At 38.2% G+C, this 22,223-nt stretch carries 15 protein-coding genes and 1 pseudogene; 7 read left to right on the top strand and 9 right to left on the bottom strand.

What is annotated here, in order from left to right; genetic code table 11:
• Positions 1-12: 12 nt before the first annotated feature.
• A complete protein-coding gene (locus V7O63_RS07960) occupies positions 13-1,608 on the bottom strand; it encodes a type IV pilin N-terminal domain-containing protein (protein WP_340817903.1) in 1,596 nt (531 codons plus the stop codon).
• A 319-nt stretch (positions 1,609-1,927) separates the two neighbouring features.
• Between V7O63_RS07960 and V7O63_RS07955 the strand changes: the two genes are divergently transcribed.
• The 5 genes from V7O63_RS07955 (at position 1,928) to V7O63_RS07935 (ending at position 10,024) form a co-directional block, all read left to right on the top strand.
• Positions 1,928-5,698: an ATP-binding protein gene (locus tag V7O63_RS07955; protein ID WP_340817902.1), complete on the top strand. Its 3,771-nt coding sequence runs from the start codon at positions 1,928-1,930 to the stop codon at positions 5,696-5,698.
• A 102-nt stretch (positions 5,699-5,800) separates the two neighbouring features.
• The gene (locus V7O63_RS07950; RefSeq protein ID WP_340817901.1) at positions 5,801-6,466 is read left to right on the top strand and encodes a DapH/DapD/GlmU-related protein; all 666 of its coding nucleotides are present in this window, start codon (positions 5,801-5,803) and stop codon (positions 6,464-6,466) included.
• 64 nt (positions 6,467-6,530) lie between these two features.
• Entirely contained in the window at positions 6,531-7,616 is a 1,086-nt protein-coding gene (locus V7O63_RS07945; RefSeq protein WP_340817900.1) for a DegT/DnrJ/EryC1/StrS family aminotransferase, read from the top strand.
• Positions 7,610-8,548 (top strand): UDP-N-acetylglucosamine 3-dehydrogenase, encoded by a 939-nt coding sequence (locus tag V7O63_RS07940; RefSeq protein WP_340817899.1) that lies wholly within the window; start codon positions 7,610-7,612, stop codon positions 8,546-8,548. Before V7O63_RS07945 ends, V7O63_RS07940 begins: the two co-directional genes overlap by 7 nt.
• 12 nt (positions 8,549-8,560) lie before the next feature.
• A complete protein-coding gene (locus tag V7O63_RS07935) occupies positions 8,561-10,024 on the top strand; it encodes a nucleotide sugar dehydrogenase (RefSeq protein ID WP_340817898.1) in 1,464 nt (487 codons plus the stop codon).
• Here the strand turns inward: V7O63_RS07935 and V7O63_RS07930 are convergent.
• From V7O63_RS07930 to V7O63_RS07920, 3 genes are all read right to left on the bottom strand, one after another.
• Entirely contained in the window at positions 10,011-10,613 is a 603-nt protein-coding gene (locus V7O63_RS07930; protein ID WP_340817897.1) for a VanZ family protein, read from the bottom strand. The genes V7O63_RS07935 and V7O63_RS07930 overlap by 14 nt on opposite strands.
• 53 nt (positions 10,614-10,666) lie before the next feature.
• Positions 10,667-11,569 (bottom strand): NAD-dependent epimerase/dehydratase family protein, encoded by a 903-nt coding sequence (locus tag V7O63_RS07925; protein ID WP_340817896.1) that lies wholly within the window; start codon positions 11,567-11,569, stop codon positions 10,667-10,669.
• A gap of 551 nt (positions 11,570-12,120) precedes the next feature.
• The gene (locus V7O63_RS07920; protein WP_340817895.1) at positions 12,121-13,689 is read right to left on the bottom strand and encodes a glycosyltransferase family 39 protein; all 1,569 of its coding nucleotides are present in this window, start codon (positions 13,687-13,689) and stop codon (positions 12,121-12,123) included.
• A gap of 915 nt (positions 13,690-14,604) precedes the next feature.
• Here V7O63_RS07920 and V7O63_RS07915 point away from each other — a divergent pair.
• Complete coding sequence (locus tag V7O63_RS07915) at positions 14,605-15,888, top strand: flippase (protein WP_340817894.1); 1,284 nt, start codon at positions 14,605-14,607, stop codon at positions 15,886-15,888.
• Positions 15,889-16,224: 336 nt separating this feature from the next.
• Positions 16,225-16,670, top strand: a pseudogene (locus tag V7O63_RS07910) (IS1 family transposase); the annotation flags it as partial.
• Here V7O63_RS07910 and V7O63_RS07905 read toward each other — a convergent pair.
• The 5 genes from V7O63_RS07905 to rfbB all read right to left on the bottom strand — a co-directional run bounded on the left by V7O63_RS07905 (position 16,657) and on the right by rfbB (position 22,182).
• Positions 16,657-18,567, bottom strand: coding sequence for a hypothetical protein (locus V7O63_RS07905; RefSeq protein WP_340817893.1), 1,911 nt, complete (start codon positions 18,565-18,567; stop codon positions 16,657-16,659). The pseudogene V7O63_RS07910 and the gene V7O63_RS07905 overlap by 14 nt on opposite strands.
• A gap of 61 nt (positions 18,568-18,628) precedes the next feature.
• Positions 18,629-19,684, bottom strand: a complete 1,056-nt coding sequence (locus tag V7O63_RS07900) for a glycosyltransferase family 4 protein (protein ID WP_340817892.1) — start codon at positions 19,682-19,684, stop codon at positions 18,629-18,631.
• A 43-nt stretch (positions 19,685-19,727) separates the two neighbouring features.
• Positions 19,728-20,447, bottom strand: coding sequence for a sugar phosphate nucleotidyltransferase (locus tag V7O63_RS07895; RefSeq protein WP_340817891.1), 720 nt, complete (start codon positions 20,445-20,447; stop codon positions 19,728-19,730).
• Positions 20,444-21,253 (bottom strand): dTDP-4-dehydrorhamnose reductase, encoded by an 810-nt coding sequence (gene rfbD, locus V7O63_RS07890; protein ID WP_340817890.1) that lies wholly within the window; start codon positions 21,251-21,253, stop codon positions 20,444-20,446. Before rfbD ends, V7O63_RS07895 begins: the two co-directional genes overlap by 4 nt.
• Positions 21,226-22,182, bottom strand: coding sequence for a dTDP-glucose 4,6-dehydratase (rfbB, locus tag V7O63_RS07885; RefSeq protein ID WP_340817888.1), 957 nt, complete (start codon positions 22,180-22,182; stop codon positions 21,226-21,228). Before rfbB ends, rfbD begins: the two co-directional genes overlap by 28 nt.
• Between the last annotated feature and the right edge of the window lie 41 nt (positions 22,183-22,223).

The following is a 22,223-nucleotide window of genomic DNA, read 5'->3' as shown; positions in this document are numbered from 1 at the left end:
GGCTAAAGATGGTCATCCGATCGTATAGTTTGCATCGAAGCCACCTATATAAGTATAAGTCGGATCAAACTGCATTCTGAGACTGGAGTCACTGGTAGGTGTTATATTATAGAACTGAATCTCAGAGCCATTATCAGGAGAACGGTCAATAATAATATTGATGTCTCCATCCGTACTCAGGTATGTTTCGGAAAGATACGATGGCAAGTAGTATGAGAGCGTTGATTCAATATTATCTGCTTTACTGATGTCAATACTGGTAATGTCACCTGTATCTGTCAGGACACCATTAAGATAGAGATCTACATTGAAACTATAGGTAGTTATACTCCGGGATCCACCTGAGAAACCGATATCCATCTCACCCGAAGTCTGCTGGCCATTCATAACAAGCATGACATTATTGTTATTCTCTATATCGATATTGTTGCCATCTATAGTTATGGAACTGCCACCTCCACCTGTTATAAATTTAAGATAGTCACCATCTGCGATGTATCCGCCCTTCTGAATCTTCTCCAGAAGCATGTTTGTTCCCGAGGATATTGACGGAGCAGGTGCTGTCACAGTCCACGTCCATGTCAGTGAGTCCGTCAATGAAGTATTGGTGGTATTACTGGCAATAAGCGTCAACGTATATGTCCCAACAGCAGGGGTGGTGTTCGTGTATGATGGACTTGTGCCGTTGGACCATGCAAGGTGAACACCATTCAGCAGGAACTCATTGTACGAGGACTGGCTGCTGACTGCACTGAAAGTAACTGCATCCGATGTAGTACTTCCATAAGGTGTGGAGGGGTTCTGACCTGAAAGTACCGGAGCAGACGGAGTCGGAGTAGACGCAGTGACCGTCCATGTCCATATCAGTGAGTCTGTCAATGAAGTGTCAGTGGTATTCTTTGCCAGCAATGTGACTGTATATGTTCCGGCAGCAGGTGTGGTGTTCGTGTACGATGGACTGGTTCCGTTGGACCATGCAATGTGCACGCCATCCAGCAGGAACTCATTGAATGAAGACTGGCTGCTGGTAGCACTGAAAGTAACCACGTCCGATGTAGTGCTACCATAAGGTGTCAATGGGTTCTGGCCCGAAAGTATCGGAGCTGTTGGACCTGTACCATTGCCACTTCCACCTGAATATGAACCAACTCCCTGATCCTCACCAAGAAGAGTACCGCTCTTGATCACAAGATTAGAGTTAGTGGTCAGCATTATCAGAGCTACATTATCATCCTCGCCTATGTCCACAGACCATAATTGGGAAGTGTTGATAAGTATGGTCTCACCAAGATCCCATATATCACTCCCTTTAATTGTTTCCAGTTCACTGGAGGAAACCTCTCTTCTGGTCCCGTTGATATCCAGCAGGACCCGTGTCTTTATGATATCGACCCTCTCACCACCAGCATGACGCAGGTACACTGTGTCGGAATCCACATCCACCCATCCCTGAATGTCTGCATGAACCTGTTCCTGAGGGTCCATATATGAGAATACAGACACAGCTACAACGGAGAATGCGATCACTGCAATAGCTGTGAGCAGGATCTCCCCTACTACTTCAGAGATAGCTTCTGTATTTTCCAGGAACGATGGTTGGTATTTCATACGCGACAGGCCTTTGTTGAATTGATCACACCTTACTATTATAGTACATAATATATAATATCCACATATAAGGCTTACATACTAGATTGACCAGGCCAATGGAATAGATAACAATTAAAGTATCCCTTAAAGCGTGATCGTGACCACATTTTGAATATACTGATAATTTTGGAAATGAGATCTATATTGTTCACAATCGAAAATGATTAAGTATTTCTATAATAAACAGATTACTCTTTTGAACTAACGGACAACATATGCACACATCATATACAGAAAGTCTTCCCGGAGCATAAATTATCCAATGAAGGAGTAATCAATGAAAAATAGAATAGAGGACAAGCTGAAACTCAGGAAACTTGGAACTTCTTCAGAGGAACTCTTCCAGACACCAGTCAGCAACATTGATTACCAGAAGATAACCGATGATCTTGTGAATATAGCCGGTGCAAAATATGGAGTATTCATCAAGTTCGAAGAAAGAACCAATTCCTATTTTACATTAGCACTATCAGCTAACAGCAGTAACATTGAAAAGGCCTGTAAACTACTGGGTTTTCAGTTAAAGGGAAAAGAATGGCAGATAGAGCCAGTCCTTGAAGAAAGAATAAAGAACAGGAACATAATCCGCTTCTCTGCAATACATGAACTTACAAAAGACATCTATCCAGAAGGACCAATACTCCTTATAGAAAAGACGTTCAACATCGGAGAGGCAATAATTGCTAACATTTTCAGAGAGAACTACACAATCGGTTACTTTATACTTATAATGGAAGCTGGCAGAACGTTCGATAACGAAGAGCTCATCGAGATATATACCCGGCAGATCGGTCATTTGCTCGAACGCAAAAGAACGGAGGAAGAACTTCAATTCCAGCTGGATTTCCAGAGGACGGTGTCAGAGATATCAACTTCTTTTTTGAGTGGGACTGATGAAGACCTTGACAATACGATTGAATTTACCCTGAAGAAATGTGGATCATTATTCGATGTTGACAGGGCCTACATATCCTTCCTTTCCAGTGACAAAAAAGAAATGAAGACCAGATATATCTGGTCGGCACACGGAATAAATGACCTCGTAGGGAAAGAACACATTACTCCTCTGGAAAGATATCCGTGGTTCAAAAAGAACGTCACTGAAATGGATGTAGTCCACATACCAGATACAGAAGACCTCTCACCAGAAGCAGATATTGAAAAGGCAGAACTTTTAAAATATTCCATTCGGTCATTTTTAGGCATACCCATGAAAATGCATGGCAAGATGTTTGGGTACATGGGTTTCAATTCCATTAAAAGAAAGCATGAATGGACACAAGAACAGATCTCATTGCTGACTGTCATAAGCGACATAATGACCAGTGCATTTGAAAGGAAATTTGAAAAAGAAGAGTTACTCAAGAGGGAAAAACAACTCAGTGAAGCTCAGAGGATAGGGAACACCGGCAGCTGGGAATTCGACCTTAACACAGGCAAGGTGCATGCCTCCGAGGAAGCACATAAAATTTACGGAACACTGAGCAGGGATGTTTCAATAAAAGAAGTGCAATCGTTTGCATTACCGGAATACCGACATATGCTTGACAGAAAGCTTAGCGAGCTTGTCACAAGTAAAATACCATACTATGTAGAATTCAGTATCAAAAGACCGATCGATGGAGCTATCCGCCACATACATTCCATAGCAGAATATCTGGATGACAGGAATATCGTAGTTGGGACCCTCCAGGACATAACTGAAAGAAAAGAAGCAGAAATGAAGTTGCAAAGCAGGACCGAAATGCTGGATATGGCACTTGAGGCAACACGTGCCGGCATATGGGACCTTGACCTCACGACTGGCAACATTACATTACAGGGATTGGATAGCTGGCATAGCATCACCGGCTACAGTCCGGAGGATCTTCCTGTTTTCAACCTTGATATGTGGATCAAGATGATACATCCTGATGATATACAAATAACTTCTGAAAGATTACAGGATGTTATTCTGGGAAAGAAAGAACACTATATGTCAGAGTACAGGATGCTGCACAAAGAAGGCCATTGGATATGGGTACGTGCACAGGGTAAGATAGCACAGTATGACCAGGAAGGCAAGCCTGTACGCATGTACGGGACACACATAAACATCGATGAGAATAAAAAAGCTGAAGAGAGGGCAAGAAATGCCAGCAATGCAAAATCCGAGTTCCTTGCAAATATGAGTCATGAGATGCGTACTCCGCTTAACGGAATGATTGGTTTTACCGACCTGCTCCTGAGATCAGAACTTAATGAGCAGCAGCAACACTACATGAGAACTGTATCCTCATCTGCAAATTCCCTTCTCGACCTGATCAATGATGTACTGGACCTTTCAAAAATCGAGGCCGGTAAACTTGAACTGGATAATGGGGTCTTCGACATTATCGAATTGTGCGATCTGATCGCAGATATTCTCAAATACAGGGCACATGAAAAAGGACTCGAGCTTTTAGTCAACATATCACCGGATCTTCCACGCATGGTCACTGCTGATAGATTGAGATTGAGACAGATACTTGTAAATCTGCTTGCCAATGCTATCAAATTTACAAATGAAGGAGAAGTAGAGCTTAAAGTTGAAGCTTCACAGATACCTCACGACAGGGAAAAGAAAGACATCAAATTCTCTGTAAGGGATACAGGAATTGGTATCGCAGAAGAGAACAGACAGAGGATATTCGGATCATTTTCCCAGGCTGACGGCTCAATAACCCGAAAATACGGTGGTACCGGACTTGGGCTTAGTATCTCCAGTAAATTACTTGAGAAGATGGGATCCAAGCTTGAACTTGAAAGTGAAGAAGGAAAGGGTAGCACATTCTATTTTACAATCACAATCCCTGTAGAGCAGGAAAGCATAGCATCCGGTTGTCCCGACACAATGATCAGGAAGGCACTCATTGCAGATGATAATCCTGAAAATTGTTCCATCCTGCAGAATATACTTCGATCAAAAGGCATAACTGCAGATATAGTACCCGATCGTTTCACAGCATTGGACCTTTTACAACAGAATACAGATAATGACCTGATAATTGTCGACAAAGATATCATTCCTGATATAGAGGATGCAGACCTGTACAATTCATTAAAAGAAAAATGCATGTTGCAGGAAGAGATACCTTTTATTGTCCTGCATAACTCGACCGACCTTTCATTTGAGCAAAATAAGGATAATATACATCCTCTTGTCAGTCTTATCAAACCTGTCAGGATAACAGAGCTTTTTGAAGCAATGTCAGTATTATCCCCTGTTAAAGAACCGGAAATACAGGGAATTAAGGAAAAAGAAGAAGAGGGCACTCTTCCTTGCAGCCATGCGTACAGGATCCTTATTGCCGATGATAATAAAACAAATGCTGCTCTTGCATCTGCGATCATATCTAATATACTCCCTGATGCTGACATATTGACTGCAAAAGATGGGAACGAAGCCGTTCAATTGTATATGGAATACGGACCTGACCTTGTCCTTATGGATGTACAAATGCCTGAAGCAAGCGGTTATGATGCTACGGCCATGATAAGGGACCTTGAGAAGGAAAAGAAAGAACATGTACCTGTAATAGCTTTGACAGCTGCTTCTCTCAATGAAGAGAAAGAGAGATGTCTTGCATCTGGTATGGATGACTACCTTATCAAACCTATAGTATCGGATACTATCAAAAGGATACTTGAAAAATGGCTTTTGGAACAGGAAGATTCAGTTACAACAGAAATTCCAGGTAGCTCAGGTGATGCGGTCCACTTCAATGAACACTGGTTACTGAAGAACACAAGCGGGAATAAAGAGATGTGTGATAAGCTTGTAGCACTGGCACTAAAAGCCTTTGATGATAACTATTGTGAACTCACAGATCACCTTGATAGAGGTGACATGACAGGAATAAAGAGTATTGCACATAGTACCAGAGGTACAGCTCTGAACATAGGATTCAACCTGATGGCATTGGTCGCGGAAGAGCTTGAGATGGCAGCAGACAAAGATAAAGACATAGTTCCGGAATTACTGATGAAGATGGAAGAAGAACTTGATCTTATTAAGAACCTGTTTTAAATCATGGACCTTTTTAACTGAATAGACATCTCCGGCAAATCTGCCGGACCAGAATTATTTATATGAACCTGCCTTTTAAATTACTTGATAATTGGTGGGAAAATGGAAAACAACACATACATTCACAGGTCTGCTAAACTATATGGTTCCAGCGCTGTGGGAGAAGGTTCAACTATCCTTGAGAATGTCACTCTGGGATATCCTCAGCATAGTATATTGACCAGGATAACTTCTGAAGGTAAAGATATCGAAGAATATGATATTCCAGGTTCGGTGGTTGGTAACAATGCTTTCATCAGAGCAGGTACTACTATTTTCAGTAATGTAAAAACAGGGAAGAACTTCAAGACCGGACATAATGCTATGATAAGGGAAAATACTATCATAGGCGATAATGTGCTTGTAGGTACCAACGTCATCATTGACGGGAACGTGACCATAGGAAATAACGTTAGCATTCAGGGTAATGTATACATACCTACACATGTGACCATCGAAGATAATGTGTTCATCGGACCATGTGCAGTACTTGCAAATGACAGATATCCCATTAGAGGAGAATACAACCCTGAAGGACCAATACTCCGAAAAGGAGCATCCATAGGTGCAAATTCCACCCTTATACCCGGAGTGGAGATAGGAGAAGGGGCAATGGTAGCTGCAGGGGCACTTGTTACAAAGGACGTGCCTGCCTGGAAACTGGCTATAGGCTGTCCTGCAAATATCGTTGAACTTCCTGAGAAGCTACAATGTATAAATAATATATAATGCATGATATAATTAATGATGACATCCAAATAATCGATATTAGAACTTACAAAAAGTGATGATTATGATACCTATTGCAAAACCGCAGCTTGATGATGGCGAGATTCAGGCTGTAACAGATGTCCTTCGTTCAGGCATTATAGCCGAAGGACAGCGCGTAGCAGAATTCGAGGAGGCTTTCGCTGAATACACCGGTACTCAGTATGCAGTTGCCGTGAACTCTGGCACCGCTGCTCTGCACGCTGCATTACTTGCCCATGGAATTGGAAAGGATGATGAGGTTATAACCAGTTCCTTCAGTTTCATAGCCACTGCAAATTCCATACTTTTTACCGGTGCAAAACCGGTATTTACAGACATACGAGCGGACACTTTCAACCTTGATGAGAATCTAATTGAGGAAAAGATAACTCCTGCAACAAAGGCGATCATGCCTGTGCACCTCTATGGACACCCTGCAGAGATGGATGCAATAAAGGATATTGCAGAGGACCATGGTCTTATCATTATTGAAGATGCATGTCAGGCACATGGGGCTACCTATAGAGGGAAAAAGGTCGGTTCCTTTGGAACAGGAGCCTTCAGCTTCTATCCGACCAAGAATATGACCACCAGTGAAGGTGGCATCATAACCACCAACAATGAAGAAGTGGCAGCAAAGGCACGCATGATACGTGCACACGGCTCAAAGCAGCGCTACCTGCATGAGATGCTGGGATACAACCTGCGAATGACAGATATATCAGCAGCAATTGGACTTACACAACTCAAAAAGCTTCCTGATTATACATCAGGAAGACAACACAATGCCAAACTTCTCAACGAGAAGCTCAGTGATATAGAAGGGATACTCTGCCCCACTGTTAAAGAGAACTGTACCCACTCATTCCATCAGTACACCATTCGTACACATGACAGGGATGAACTCTCAGACTACCTTAGGACAAAGGGAATAGGAAGCGGTATCTACTATCCTATACCGACCCACAGGCAACCATTCTATAAGGAGATGGGTTACAATGACTCCCTACTGGTCACAGAGAAGGCTTCCAGGGAAGTATTATCCCTGCCTGTCCATCCGGGCGTCACGGATGAGGATATCGATACAATTGCCAATTCAATCATAGACTGGGGTGGTCTTAAATGCTGAAAGTAGGTGTGATCGGTTCCGGTGCAATGGGAAAGAACCATATCCGCATCTATAGTGAGATGCCTGGTGTGGAGCTTGCCGGGATATCCGACATAGACAGGGAGCTTGTAGAAGGACTTGCACAGCAATACGATACAAAAGCATTCACAGACTACAGGGAAATGCTTGCTGAAGGTCTCGATGCTGTGAGCATCGTCGTTCCCACGAAAATGCACAGGCAGGTAGCAACCAATGCTATAGAAAGTGGTGCTCACGTGCTTGTCGAGAAACCTATTGCCGATACAGTGGAGAATGCAGAAGCGATCATAAAAGCTGCCGAAGAGAATGACAGGCTTTTGATGGTGGGTCACATCGAGAGATTCAATCCCGCCATTATCAAATTAAAAGAGATGATCGGTGAAGGACTATTAGGAAAAGTAGTCTCCATATCAACAACAAGGGTCGGACCTTACAACCCAAGAATAAGGGATGTAGGCGTTATTCTGGACATTGGTGTACACGACATAGACATAATATCATATCTTTACGGCACGCATGTAAATCAGGTATATGCGGTGGCAGGTGCAGATATACATTCGTTCGAGGACCATGCCACCATACATATGAGAATGGACCATGAATATTCCGGACTTGTGGAAGTCAACTGGCTTACACCTCACAAGGTAAGGAAACTGACCGCTGTAGGAGTCGGTGGTGTTGCCTATCTTGACTACATAGACCAGACCGTGGAACTGCATGACAGCGGATGGATAAGAAAAGCTAAGGTCGACTCGAAAGAACCACTGAAGAACGAACTTGAATACTTTATAGATTGCATTAACAAAGGAAAACAACCAGAACCTTCCGGAGAGGACGGCAAGCACGCCCTTAAGGTAAGCCTTGCTGCCATCAGCTCATACAAGGGAGAAAAACTGATAGAGATCAAAGATTGAGAGAGTGATGATATGAGCCAAAAACTTGAGAATATACTGAAAGAGAAAGGGGGCATCAAGAAAATAGGTGTCATTGGTATGGGTTATGTAGGCATCCCTGCTGCAGCCCTTTTTGCAGATTCTGATAAATTCGACCTTGTACTGGGATTCCAGAGGGATTCTGCTTCATCCGGTTACAAGATAGACATGCTCAACCGCGGGGAAAGTCCGCTAAAAGGTGAGGAACCCGGCCTTGAAGAACTTCTCAGGAAGGTAGTTGATGCAGGTAAGTTCGAATGTACCCCGGACTTTTCAAGGATATCTGAACTGGATGCCATCACTCTGGCAATACAGACGCCTTTTGCTGATCCTAAAGCACTTGAACCTGACTTTGGAGCACTAAAGGAAGGGATCCGCAATGTAGGAAGATATCTAAGACCGGGCATGCTCGTGGTACTGGAATCCACAATTACACCAGGTACTACCGATACTATGGCAAAGGAGATACTGGAAGAGGAATCCGGCCTTAAGGCAGGAGAGGATTTCGCACTTGCACATGCTCCTGAAAGGGTCATGGTCGGAAGGCTTCTCCGTAACATACAGGAACATGACCGCATAGTCGGAGGTATAGACCAGCCAAGCACTGACAGGGCAGTTGAACTTTACAGCCCCGTACTTACAAAGGGCAAGGTTATACCTATGAGTGCCACTGCTGCCGAGGTCACGAAGACTGCAGAAAATACCTTCAGGGACCTGCAGATAGCAGCCGCTAACCAGCTGGCATTATACTGTGAAGCAATGGGTATAAATGTCTATGATGTCAGGGCAGGGATTGACAGTCTCAAAGGTGAAGGCATCACAAGGGCCATACTCTGGCCGGGAGCCGGTGTAGGAGGACACTGCCTGACCAAGGATACATATCACCTTGAACGTGGTGTAAAACTTGGAACTGAGGCTCTTGACTATCCACAGGATGCAGAGTCGATTTATGTACTTGCAAGAAGGGTCAACGATTTCATGCCTGCACATATGTACAATCTCACCGTTGCTGCACTTGAGAGAATAGGCAAGGACATCAAAGGTTCAAAGATAGCAATGCTCGGGTGGGCTTTCATAAATGACTCCGATGACGCACGTAACCCACCATCTGAACCCTACAGGGATATGGTTATCGAAGCAGGCGCAGAGATCATGGTTCACGATCCGCATGTGCTGAACTACCCGGATGTAGAGGTACACAAGGACATGAATGAAGTCATCGCAGGTTCCGATGTTGTTGTTGTCTTTACAGGTCATAAGGAATACTTCAGCCTGAGACCCGAAGACATGAAAGAACTGACAGGAAAGAAACACACCGTGATCATTGACGGCAGGAATGTGATCGATCCTGACATGTTCATCGATTCAGGATTCGTGTATAAGGGAATCGGGCGTGGTGATAAGAACAGTCACAAGATAATTAAAGCTTGGACTTATGAAAAATCTAATTCTGCTTAGGATAATTTCTATTCCTTCTAATCAGATGACTGGCCAAAATAAGAAAAATAATAAATGCCTGTGCAAGAATGACACCAATACCATCTGCAAAAAGATCAGCAGTACTTGCTACTCTTCCTGGAACAAATGATTGATGCATCTCATCAGTAATACCATACAATACACCTGTAATTATAGCAAAAATTGCAGCATACTTTTGGAATAATGACCTTTCTGAATTTCGGAATGTAAGATTTAACAATAGACCAAAACCAAAGTAGATAAAGATATGAGCTATTTTATCTCTCTGTAAAAAGGAATAACCCAGTATGTTAATTGCAAATTTCAAATCATTACTTTCAAGGAAATAATATAGTTTAATAAAATGAGGATTGGTAAATATTTCTGCTGGGACCTGAATATTTGTCAATGAAGATAAATAGAAAATCATTGAAGCATATATTATGGTCATGCCTAGGAACAAGTATTTCTTGTTTTTCTTGTAATCAAAATTCAGAACTGCCTGAACAATATCAAGAAACTCCCTGAGTATGTAAAGTAACCCGAGTAATAAATAGACAATTATTTTACTTTGCATTATTTTTTTCATGGATACCTAACAGTGAATGAAATAAATATAAAACCCAAATACCAGACCATAGCTTATATTCCAATAATCTCTTTCAGACCATCCTGCAAGCTGATTTTCGGATTATAACCTATTTTATGTGATTTCGAAATATCAGAGTAACTATCCCTGATATCACCAGCCATCCAATCTTTAAACTCGATTTCTATATCCAGACCGAATACGTCCAGAATGGTTTTTGCAAGTTTTTCAATGCTTGTCTTTTTGCCAGTACCCACATTGAACACTTCGCCGTTAAACTGGTGCTCATCCATAAGCAAGACAACCATATCAACAATGTCATGCACTGAGACAAAATCCCTTGTCTGTGAACCGTCACCAAAAATTATTGGTGGCATCCCTTCCCTGGCCCTGCCTATAAATTTGGAGATTACCCCCGAATATGGGTTTGAGGAATCCTGCCGAGGGCTATAAATATTGAAGGGACGTATGCACACTGTCGGCAGACCAAAAGCCTTGTGATACATAGTACAATATTTCTCACCACAGAGTTTACTTGCTCCATAAGGTGACATCGGATTCTGCGGGTGAATCTCATCAATTGGAAGGTATTCAGGATTTCCATAGACGGCAGCAGAACTGAAATAAATAAATTTATCAATATTCCCTTTACGGGCACCTTCAAGCAGATTCAGCGTACCAAAAACATTGTTATCCGCATCAAAAGAGGGATTCTCCATGGAACTTGCAACGCTTATCTGAGCAGCTGTATGGATAACTATATCGTGTTTTGCAGCCAGTTCTTTTGCAACAGGCGATCTGATGTCCTCTTTAAACAGACAGACACCAGCAGGAACATAATCCATGTTATTTGAAGAAAAATTGTCTATAACTGTCACCTGTGAACTGTCATGCAGCCTGTCAACAAGATAGCTTCCAACCTGACCCAAGCCACCGGTGATAAGGACTTTTTTCATGTAAGTAGATAAGAAACAGGGTATAAATCTTTTATCGTTAAAATAGACCTTGAAATATATTCCTAAGCTGCTAGGAATATTAAATTATGGGCAGTTCAACTTAAACTACCCATGATTTCCCTGGACTGGATTTCTTCACTGTTTGCAGAGTTCATGCAATGAAGAGTGCAATACATATTTTCATGCAAGTGATCTTCATAAACATAGATTGGACTACCACACGTTTCACATTTTGTTTCTACCAATTTCATCGTACCACCTTTAAATTTGTGAACAAACAATAAACAAGTAATATTGATTGAATACAAATTTTTAATTTTGAACAAGGCAATAACCCACTTACAACCTTACTCATAAGTTCTTATGCAGATATGTTCTATATAAAGATATGTTCGATGTCAAATATCATCCTCATAATGAGATATCAGTAGATATCATATTTAAGTGGCTGGATAATAATTTAAATCCGTATTTTCAATAAGGATAAATAAAAATCAAAGAGATCCAAACACAAATCTATTTGAATTTCATTTTATTCGCAAATCGAGTTGCTACCTATTAATCTCAAAAATCTCAAAAATATCATTTTCATATACAAGCTTAAAATGATTATCCTGATCTTTTATTGTAGCACCCATTAATTGATTATACTCATGGAGTTCAGTCTTGTCATAAACAACAAACCTGGCATCAGATTCCAAAAATTCGTCGAGATTTAAAATTAGAATTGATCTTCTATCACCATATAGGGTCATAACCCGGGGTTTCCAGAATACTATTACATCTTCTTCTGAAGTGTTATTTTTTATATATGCAAACATCTCAACGCTTGAAGCAGAATACGGACCATATGTATCTGATATCTCAAGGTGCTTCAAGTCATCATAGACAAGAGCCATACCGATAATCGAATACAGAATGAGTATAATACACGCAATATTAGCTAATTTCCAGTTAAATGGATTTAAATTACGGGGAATGAAAGAATCTGTTGGTATTCTGCTTATACCCACCAAAAAGAAATACATATAGAATGGGAACAATGTAATTATATACCGGAAAACAGGCCTGTGTATGCTGGAAAGTGTAATCAATGTGATAGATGCATATAAGATATACAAATAGTCTTTTTTATAATTGTTAAGAACACCTGCTATAACAAATGGCAAAGTCATACCATATACTAGCATAGAGAGAGAGGATGGTGGAGAAAAAAACCAAGACCAAACTTTGAAATACATAAACATATTAGATAAAAATGGTACAGCCATTAATGTTTCAATCAGGCTGCCATTTATAAAATATTCTGTATTTGTTGTTGGTATTTTATGGATTACTAAAATCAAAACCAACGCACTAAGAACTATTATTGGACTAAAAAAGTATATATCCTTTCTTTTGATCATAGAAAGTAAATTTCTATTGTAAAAAACATCTTTGTTTGCAATACAATAACAAAGCGCTAAGGTTGGAAGCAAAAGAACTCCTTGTGCTCTGATATTATATGAAAAGAATAGGAAAACTAGTAATATTACATAATCTACATATTTCTGTAGCAACAGTTTTTTTTCAATTATTACATGTTGAATTATGTAAATAGTCAATAGACCAAAAAAGAAAAACACAAATTCCGTTAAAACATTTTCTTTAAACTCAAAAAAGTAAGGATTGAATGCAACAAGCATAACTAAAAACAAAACATGACCATCTTTCACTTTTTCTCTAAACAACAAATAAACAATAAAAAAGGACATAAAAAAGAATAAACTAGTAACCATTTTAAATGCTAGAATATTAAATCCAACTAAATAATACACAACCGCTAATAGAAGAGGATAACCCCAAGCTACTAACGTCGGAGCGAAAATTATAGAACTATTTTCGCTTCGATAAATACACAATTGAATTACCTCATTAACATTACCATCAACCAAAGCTTTTGCTTGCAAAATATAATGAGCAAAGTCGCCACCCCAATTATGTCCATTCAAAAATGAAATAGAATAAATTGCAGAGGTAATTAAAGTAACTAAAATAACAGAAAAATAGGGTTTTGATTTGAGAAACATCGAAACTCTGTTTAAATATTCTAATTTCTGTTTCCAATCATATAAAGTCACGCGAACATCCCCTTATCTACGTACAATTATTCAATAGAACTTAAACTTTATGTATTGGATGATTATTCCCAAAAGATATCTCCCTTTCAACCAAGTTTGATAGTCAAAAGCAATAAAAAATGTTTTTTATTTGTTGTATTTGACCCAAAAATACAATCAAAACAGAGAACATATTAAATAATTACAGTGATAATATGTGCTTTCCAATTATAGCCATTCTAATCGTGGAGCAACTTTACAATATTCTTGATTTTACACTGTTTTTGGTAAACACAAAAAGAATTGCAGTGACATCAATAATTTGATAAAAAACATGCAGGCTACAAGCTTACAGATAATTTCAGCATAAGTAAAGCTCATGATTGAATTAATCGTGATGAGGTGCTTGATAGTTTCAATCTTCCAGAATTCAGTGAAAGAACCCTATACGCTGGGTTCTTGAAACCATGAGAAACAATAATTAAACGATTATTTATGACATTCAAAATAGATTGTTTTCGAGACATGACTTTGAGCATACCAATAACAACATGGATTAGAAAAGCATTGTTCTGCACAGCAGCAAGTACCATTAGGTAAATATGCATAAAATGTTCATGCAAAAGAATATGGCACATTCTATCTGTACCTATTTCTTGAATCTGCACAAAAACATATAGATATATATATCAAAATTCTCATACAGAAGTATCGTGAAACTCATAGTCACGATTCCAGAATACAATGAAGAAAATACGATTGACTTCCGCAAACTTGAGAGTAAATCATGACTTATGAATTGTGTGGTCAATTATTCAAAGCGTGCAGCGTCCACAATAATGTGGATATACCAAGATTAAATCCACTTAAAACAGTCGGTACACTTGGGTTTTGTTTATATTAGCCGGTTATACTACGTGAAAGATATTTTGTACTATGCTATTAGAAGAAGATGGTAAAAATAAAGTGGATTTTTCTATGAAAGATAAAATTTTACATGGGACAATATATTTATTAATAGCACAGGCAGTTTTTGTAGCTTCAGGTTATGCTATTCACATAGGCTTAGGTAGGTTACTAGGTCCATCAAACTACGGAATATATGCAGTAGTCATATCTTTGATGACAATGGTAAATCTCATTCTTGCGACAGGCATTCCGCAGGCTTTGTCGAAGTATGTTGCACATGGCGACATTAGTGTAAAGGCAGTAAGAGACATATCCCTTAAAATTCAATTGGTTTTTAGCCTTGGAATTTTTTTAATCTACTATATTATAGCAGGAAAAATTGCATTACTTCTAAATGACGAAGGTTTAACACCTTTAATCCGATTGTCATCGTTCATAGTCCCAAGTTATGCCTTGTATTCTATCTCAACAGGATACTTAAACGGCTTACAGGAATACAAAAAACAAGCAATAACAGCAATCTCGTATTCGTTTTTCAAAGCGATATTCATACTTGTAATGGTGCTAATCGGTTATGCACTCAGAGGTGCAATCTTTGGTTTCGTTTTAGCACCAATGGCAGCACTTTTAATCGGCATTTACTGTACAAAACAACGAAAATTTGTTGAAAAAAACAGTCAGGAGATTAACAAAGAAATCTCGGTAAGACAAGTTTTGGATTTTGCTATTCCCATTATATTTTTTTCAGTAATTACTAATTTAATTTCAAATATTGATTTGTTTTTTGTCAAGGCATATTTAACAGATTATGATGCAGGAATTTACTCAGCGTCATCGACGATATCGAAAGTTCCATTCTATCTGACTACAGGGCTATATGGTGCACTTTTTCCATTAATATCCAAGAACGCAGCAAGCAACAACATTAAAAAAAATCGAAAGTATGCAGTGAAATCATTTAAGTACTTATTTATAGCAATGGCACCAACTGTGTTTGTTATCTATATGCTATCAGAAGAACTACTTACATTGTTGTATTCCATTGAGTACATAGGTGGTGCTCAAGTTCTTAGTATTCTAATTATTGGTATTGGATTCTTCTCTTTGTTTTCATTATTGACAACCATATTAAATGGAATTGGGATGCCAAGAATTTCAGTAGCCATCAGTATATTATTATTATTTATTAATATCTTACTAAATATTACTTTGATACCGAAATATCATATCATAGGTGCAGCAATAGCAACAAGTACAACGTCTTTGATTGGATTAATTCTATCTTCATTATGTGTATACAGATACCTTTAAAAATAGTTATGTAGAATTCCTTTTTCCTAAATTCAACCAAACATTTATAAATTTAATGTCAATAATAGTGTAAGTTTTAACAAAAAATACTCGATGTCAATGTAATATATACGTTTTATAATCGCTATAGAGATTGTTTGAAAAGTCATCAAATAAGACAATTTTTGTCATACACACAAAGCCAAACAGTCATGAATAATAATATTATCAGTATCATCAATCACTTATGAATAAATTGCATATATGTATTTTAAGCTATTATTACTACAATTTGACGTAAATTTCATACGAATCGATTTTTCCAACAGTCTCTATACTATGAAGAAAAACTATGAAGTAAAGAAAAACGTATTTGGTAGTGAACTAGAGGAGTTGAAAAGTGAAAACTAAATATCCGTTGTGAAACTAGATGAAATGCATACTTATATGGAGACAACAAAACTACTGCTGGATTTGGATTGCTGTTGATAGAGATTGGAAGAAATTCATCGACTGCTCTTTTGGCAGCAGAAGAACAAAAACTGGGCAAAAAGTTAAAGGCAAAAGTAGTTGGAGAAATATGAATGATTCCTGGAGGGCATATGCAGAATTTCCCCCCGAATATTTACACTCGTTCAAAAGCAGAAACATATACTGTTGAAGGATACAACAATATATCTAGGCACTTTCTGGCAAGACTGAGGAGTAAGTCAAAGTGTTATACAAAAAGTCTTGAAATGCTGAAATATTCTGTTTTGTTATTGATGAAATACAGAAATAAAGAACTAGTTATGTTTGATTAACAATACCGATATTTTTAGTATTTGTCTCTTGAATTTCAAAAATGTAAACTCCATTATTGTTGTAAATTAGCTTAAAAGCATCACATGTTGTAAAATTAGCAATATTCATTGAATTTGTAGTTTTTCGGACACCTATATAAACATGTGTAACATTATATTTTTTAAATATTTCTAATGAACTATTCGATGAGGGATTGTTAGATGCTTCATGCAATAGTTTTACTTGATCAAGTAAATCTTGGTTACCTTCCCCACCATATAACATCGATGGTACAGAAACTTGTCTTTGTGTGAAAATAGGTATCCACGAACCTGCATCGCTTGCCTCAACAAATCCTATGCTTTTTTCAGAACTTATTAAAAATTGTGAATTTTCTTTTGTGTTCTCGTTTATCCAACACATTGCATCAACATCAGGTTCAAATACATATTGAGATGAAGGTTTAATTAATTGTATTTGACTAACTATTGAAGAAGTAACAATTAATAAAATAATAATACTAACAATAAAATTTATTTCTTTTTTTCCTAAAATAGTTTTATTTAGTAAAGAGCATATTAAATAGCCGCAAATTATAGATATTGGCACCCACAAGACACTAAGGACGGTGATAAAATCTATAAGTCCATTGATTGGAAAATCAAGCCAATGAGGATTCGAAAATATTAAAAGCACAAAAATCCAAAAAGATAGTAGGATTATTTCATTTTGCTTTTTGTAAAATCCAAGTAAGATACCTGCAAAAATAAGCAAGTAGGCAAAACTTTCGCCTATTACAAATAAGTAATTTGAATAATCTGAATAAAGATAGTGTACTCGGTCCAAAGAATAATAATATTCCGGAGATATTCTTGTAGAGTCCTCACCCACGTTTACTGTTTTTATGAAGTTACTATTATCAAATAAATTTAACATCCAAGGCCCTGTTATTGCAGTGAATAATACGAACAAAACAAATATTTTTTGAATTTTTTCCATTGATATATTCTTTCCTAGGACATCAGAAATAAAGATTAACAGTAAGAAGTACATAAACATTATAAAAATTCGATAATGTGATAAAAATAATCCTGATAACAATATACTTGATACAATTATATGATGGTATGAATTTTTATCAAAATTAGTTAGCAAAACTGTAATGAGGATTGGTAGTATTGTTAGACCCATTATTTGAGTCATTCTACCCCAATTCAAATAATAAGCAGGAAATATTGAGATAAATGAAACAATAAATGCAGATATTAGTGCAGTTTTTTTATCTTTTAAGAGGGAAAGAGTAAATACATATATTGTTAATGGCGGTAATGCGATTAATAGTGTTTCTGCAATAAGTACCGAACTTGCTATCTCTGCTCCCGTGACCCAACTTATAAATCCAGATAGTGCATGAAATCCAAAATGATACGTGAAATTATCAATCGGCATAAAAGGCATGTATGATTTTGGAATGCTCTCATTTTCAACTATTAAACTGGTTATCATTACATGTGCATAACTATCAATTCCTAAAGGAACTATTTGATTATTATTAATGAATAATTTTATCATTAAATTTGTTAAAAAAATAGAAATCATTATGATTGATGCTTTGTCAAATGAGATTTTTAATTGCTTATTTAAACAGCTAATTACATTATTTTTACTGCAGTTGTATGATATTATTAATATAGAACACAAGATTAAAGAATATATAATCGTACGATTTAATTTTATATCTATGATGCTGAAGAATAATAAAATTATAGGAGTTGCTGATAAACCTAAAACAAGGGATATAGTAAAGGTTTGAATAAAATCGTAATTTTCATTATTCAAAAATGATGAAAATATAGCATATCCTGGGATTATGCATAACATGATTGATAAAATTAATAACAAAGTAATATTAATCAACTTTTATTCTCCTTTATTATCGAATATTTTGCCTAACAAAAGTATATTTTATGTAATGCCATCATATTATGTCTTCAATTATATTATTCAAATCATATGACATTCCCTTGCAAACTTCCCTAAATGTATTGTTTGCATTTATTGCCATCTCTGTTCTCAATTCGTCATCCTTTTTAAGAACAAGAATTGCATCAGCTAATGCTTCAGCACTAGCCATTTCAACAAAAAAAGCATCAATTCCATGCTCAAATATTTCCCAATTTGCGGGGTTATCTCCAACTATCACTGGCTTCTTCATTGCAATGAATTGAAATGTTTTTCCTGCAATTACTCGTTTTGCCTTGTCTACATTTGAAAAATGCCCGCCCAAACAGACATCGGCTTCTGCTATTTTTAAAGGCAATTCCTGATAGGGTATCCAATCAATGAATTCTATGTTCTTGTTCTGAAGCTCATTCGACAATCTGATTATCTTGTCCGTTTCCATCCCAGAACCGACAACAATAAATTTGATATCATCTTCGTTTTCCAACAACTTTGCAGCTCTGACTAGATACTCTATACCTTGCAATGGCAGAAACGTCCCATAGTAAAATACAATGAATTTGTCCGAATCATTTTCGATTTGTCGTGGATAAAATATTTCCTCGTTAGCACCAACAAATATCCTCTGAAACTTGTTCTTCGATAATCCAAAGGTATCAATAAAATAGTCGATATGGGCATTGGTATCCAAGATTATTTTGTCTGCTAGACTGCAGGATAATTTATCAATGTAATATGTAATCCTGCCGATTATCGAGTTAGGCTTGAACTTTTTCCTATCAAAACATAAGGTATCGTATGTAGATATAAATGCATCGAAGATTATTGGCTTTCTTGAGAACAAACGTACTATTGGGACTAGTAACTGTCCATAAAACCCGACAAAAAGAATGTCGTATTTCTTAAAGTTCAATAAGTATCTAATAACGACATTCGGCAATCGAAACATATATGACTTGCCGTTCGAAGATATCTCGATCACATCATAGTTCTCTTTGAGTGATTGCACCACAACTTCGTTTCTGGTGTAATCGCCGCGTGCACCACATATGAAAAGAACTTTTTTCTTCATCCTGGACCTCCAACATGAGTGAGATTGTCAACACATCTCACACTCATTTAGATTCCTTGTCTTCTCTTGCAATGATACTTGCTTTCAACAAGCTCTCGAATGTCCCTGCATCGCTCCAGTTTCTATCTAAAACTGTGTATTTCATCAGACCCTGCTGGATATACTCGTTATTCACATCTGTAATCTCAAGTTCTCCCCTCCCTGATGGTTTTAATGTGTGAATAATGTCAAATACATCGTTGTCATAGATGTATAGTCCGGTCACTGCATAATTTGATTTAGGAACCTCAGGTTTCTCCTCAATGCCAAGTATCTTTTCATTGCTTTTATCCACCTCTGCCACTCCAAACCGTGCTGCATCGGAAACTTGCTTAAGGAATATATGTGCACCGGATTCGAATGATTGAATCGTAGCATGAATGTTATCTTGGAATATGTTATCCCCAAGGATGACAGCCACATCCTCATCATCCGCAAAATCTTCTGCTAAGCTCAACGCCTGTGCAATACCGCCAGCCTCGTCCTGAATCTCATAAGTAAAACGTGCCCCTAACTCGGCACCAGACCCAAGAAGTTCAAGGAAATGTCCGGCATGTCCACGGCCTGAAACTATCATTATATCGGTAATTCCTGCATTAATCAGTGTCAGAAGAGGGTAATAGATCATTGGTTTATCATATACAGGTAGAAGATGCTTGTTCGTCACTTTAGTAAGTGGATACAGTCTGCTACCTGTACCTCCGGCAAGTACTATTCCTTTCATGCTTTATTCTCCTTTAAGTAATCATTAAGTGCTTCTTTCCAGTGCCTCATTGGACTTGTTTTTGTGTTTACAAGAGCCGAATATGTAGGTCTTTTTGCCTTTCTTGGAAATTCATTGCTTGTACAAGGAATTGTGTTATCGATGATTGCTGATGCAAACTCGTACCAGGAACATACCCCTTCGTTTGATAGGTGGTAGATTCCCGGCTCAATTCCAATTATCTCTGCAGTCTTGTGGGCCAAGTCCAGTGTATATGTAGGCTTTCCGAACTGATCGTTAACAACCTTTACAGTTTCCATCTCTTCGGATAGCTTCAGCATGGTGTCCACAAAATTTATCCCATTGGCTCCGAATAACCAAGAGGTTCGGATAATCCTGTAGTCATCCATGTTTTCGGCAATTTTCTGTTCACCGAGAAGTTTTGATCTACCGTATGCGTTGACTGGATTTGTTGTATCAGCCTCTAAGTATTCTTTTTTTGAGCCATCAAATACGTAGTCAGTGCTAAAATGCACAAGTACTGCGCTGGCATTTGAACAAGCTTCAGCAAGGTATCCTGGTCCATATCCATTGACGTCGAAGACAAGTTCCTGATTGCCCTCACAACCATCCACATCGGTATACGCAGCAGCATTTATTACAACATCAGGTTTAATCCTCCTGATACATTCAATGACTTTCTCTCTTTTTGTGATATCAAGGTCATTATGTTTTAGCTTTGCAGCATCAGGAAATATCTTGCACAGGTCTGTGCCAAGCATTCCACCTGCACCGAGAATCACTGTTTTAATGACTCCCACCACCATCTGTTTTCAACGTACCATTTCACGGTATTGGAAAGAGCAGCTTTAAAGTCATATTTCGGTTTCCATCCCATCTTCTTCAATTTCGTGCAGTCAAGGGAATAACGGAAATCATGTCCTTTGCGGTCTTCTACATACCTGATCATGGATTCGTCCTTTCCCAAGGTTTCCAGTATGCGATGTGTGATCTCAAGGTTTGTGAGTTCGCTGCCACCTCCGATGTTGTAGAGCTCTCCACTGTTTCCGTTGTTGAGCACAAAATCGATGCCTGAACAGTGGTCATCTACATAGATCCAGTCCCTCACGTTCAGTCCTGTGCCATAGACAGGTACCTGCTTGCCTTCCATCAGGTTTGTGATGAAGAGTGGAATCAATTTTTCCGGGTACTGATATGGTCCGAAGTTGTTGGTACATCTGGTAATGCTTACCGGCAGGCCATAGGTGGTATGAAAGGACATGGCCAGCAGGTCGGATCCTGCCTTGCTTGATGAATACGGACTTGAAGGGTTGAGATTATCCTCTTCAGCAAATGATCCGTTCTCTATGCTTCCATATACCTCATCGGTGGAAACATGGATGAAATTTTTGATATCAGAATCCAGTGCACAATTCAGGAGCGTGTTTGTACCAAGCACATTTGTTCTTATAAATACTGAGCCATCTTCTATTGAGCGGTCCACATGGCTTTCGGCGGCGAAGTGAACTACTGTATCAACATTTTCCATGGCTACATTTGAGACATGTGGGTCGCAGATGTCTCCTTTGATAAATGAATAATTAGGATTATTGTCAATATCTTTTAAGTTGGCTGGGTTTCCTGCATAGGTAAGTTTGTCTAGATTGATTATTTCGCAATCCGAATATTTTTCAAGCATAATGCGGATAAAATTGCTACCTATGAATCCACAACCTCCAGTTACCAGTAATTTCAATTCATTCATCTCCTCTTGTCAATATTTATCAGTCACAAATA

Origin of the sequence: Methanolobus sp. WCC4, assembly GCF_038022665.1 — an archaeon.
Classification (GTDB): Archaea; Halobacteriota; Methanosarcinia; order Methanosarcinales; family Methanosarcinaceae; genus Methanolobus.
Note: the sequence above shows the minus strand (reverse complement) of the source record. Positions and strands in the feature narration are given on the sequence as shown.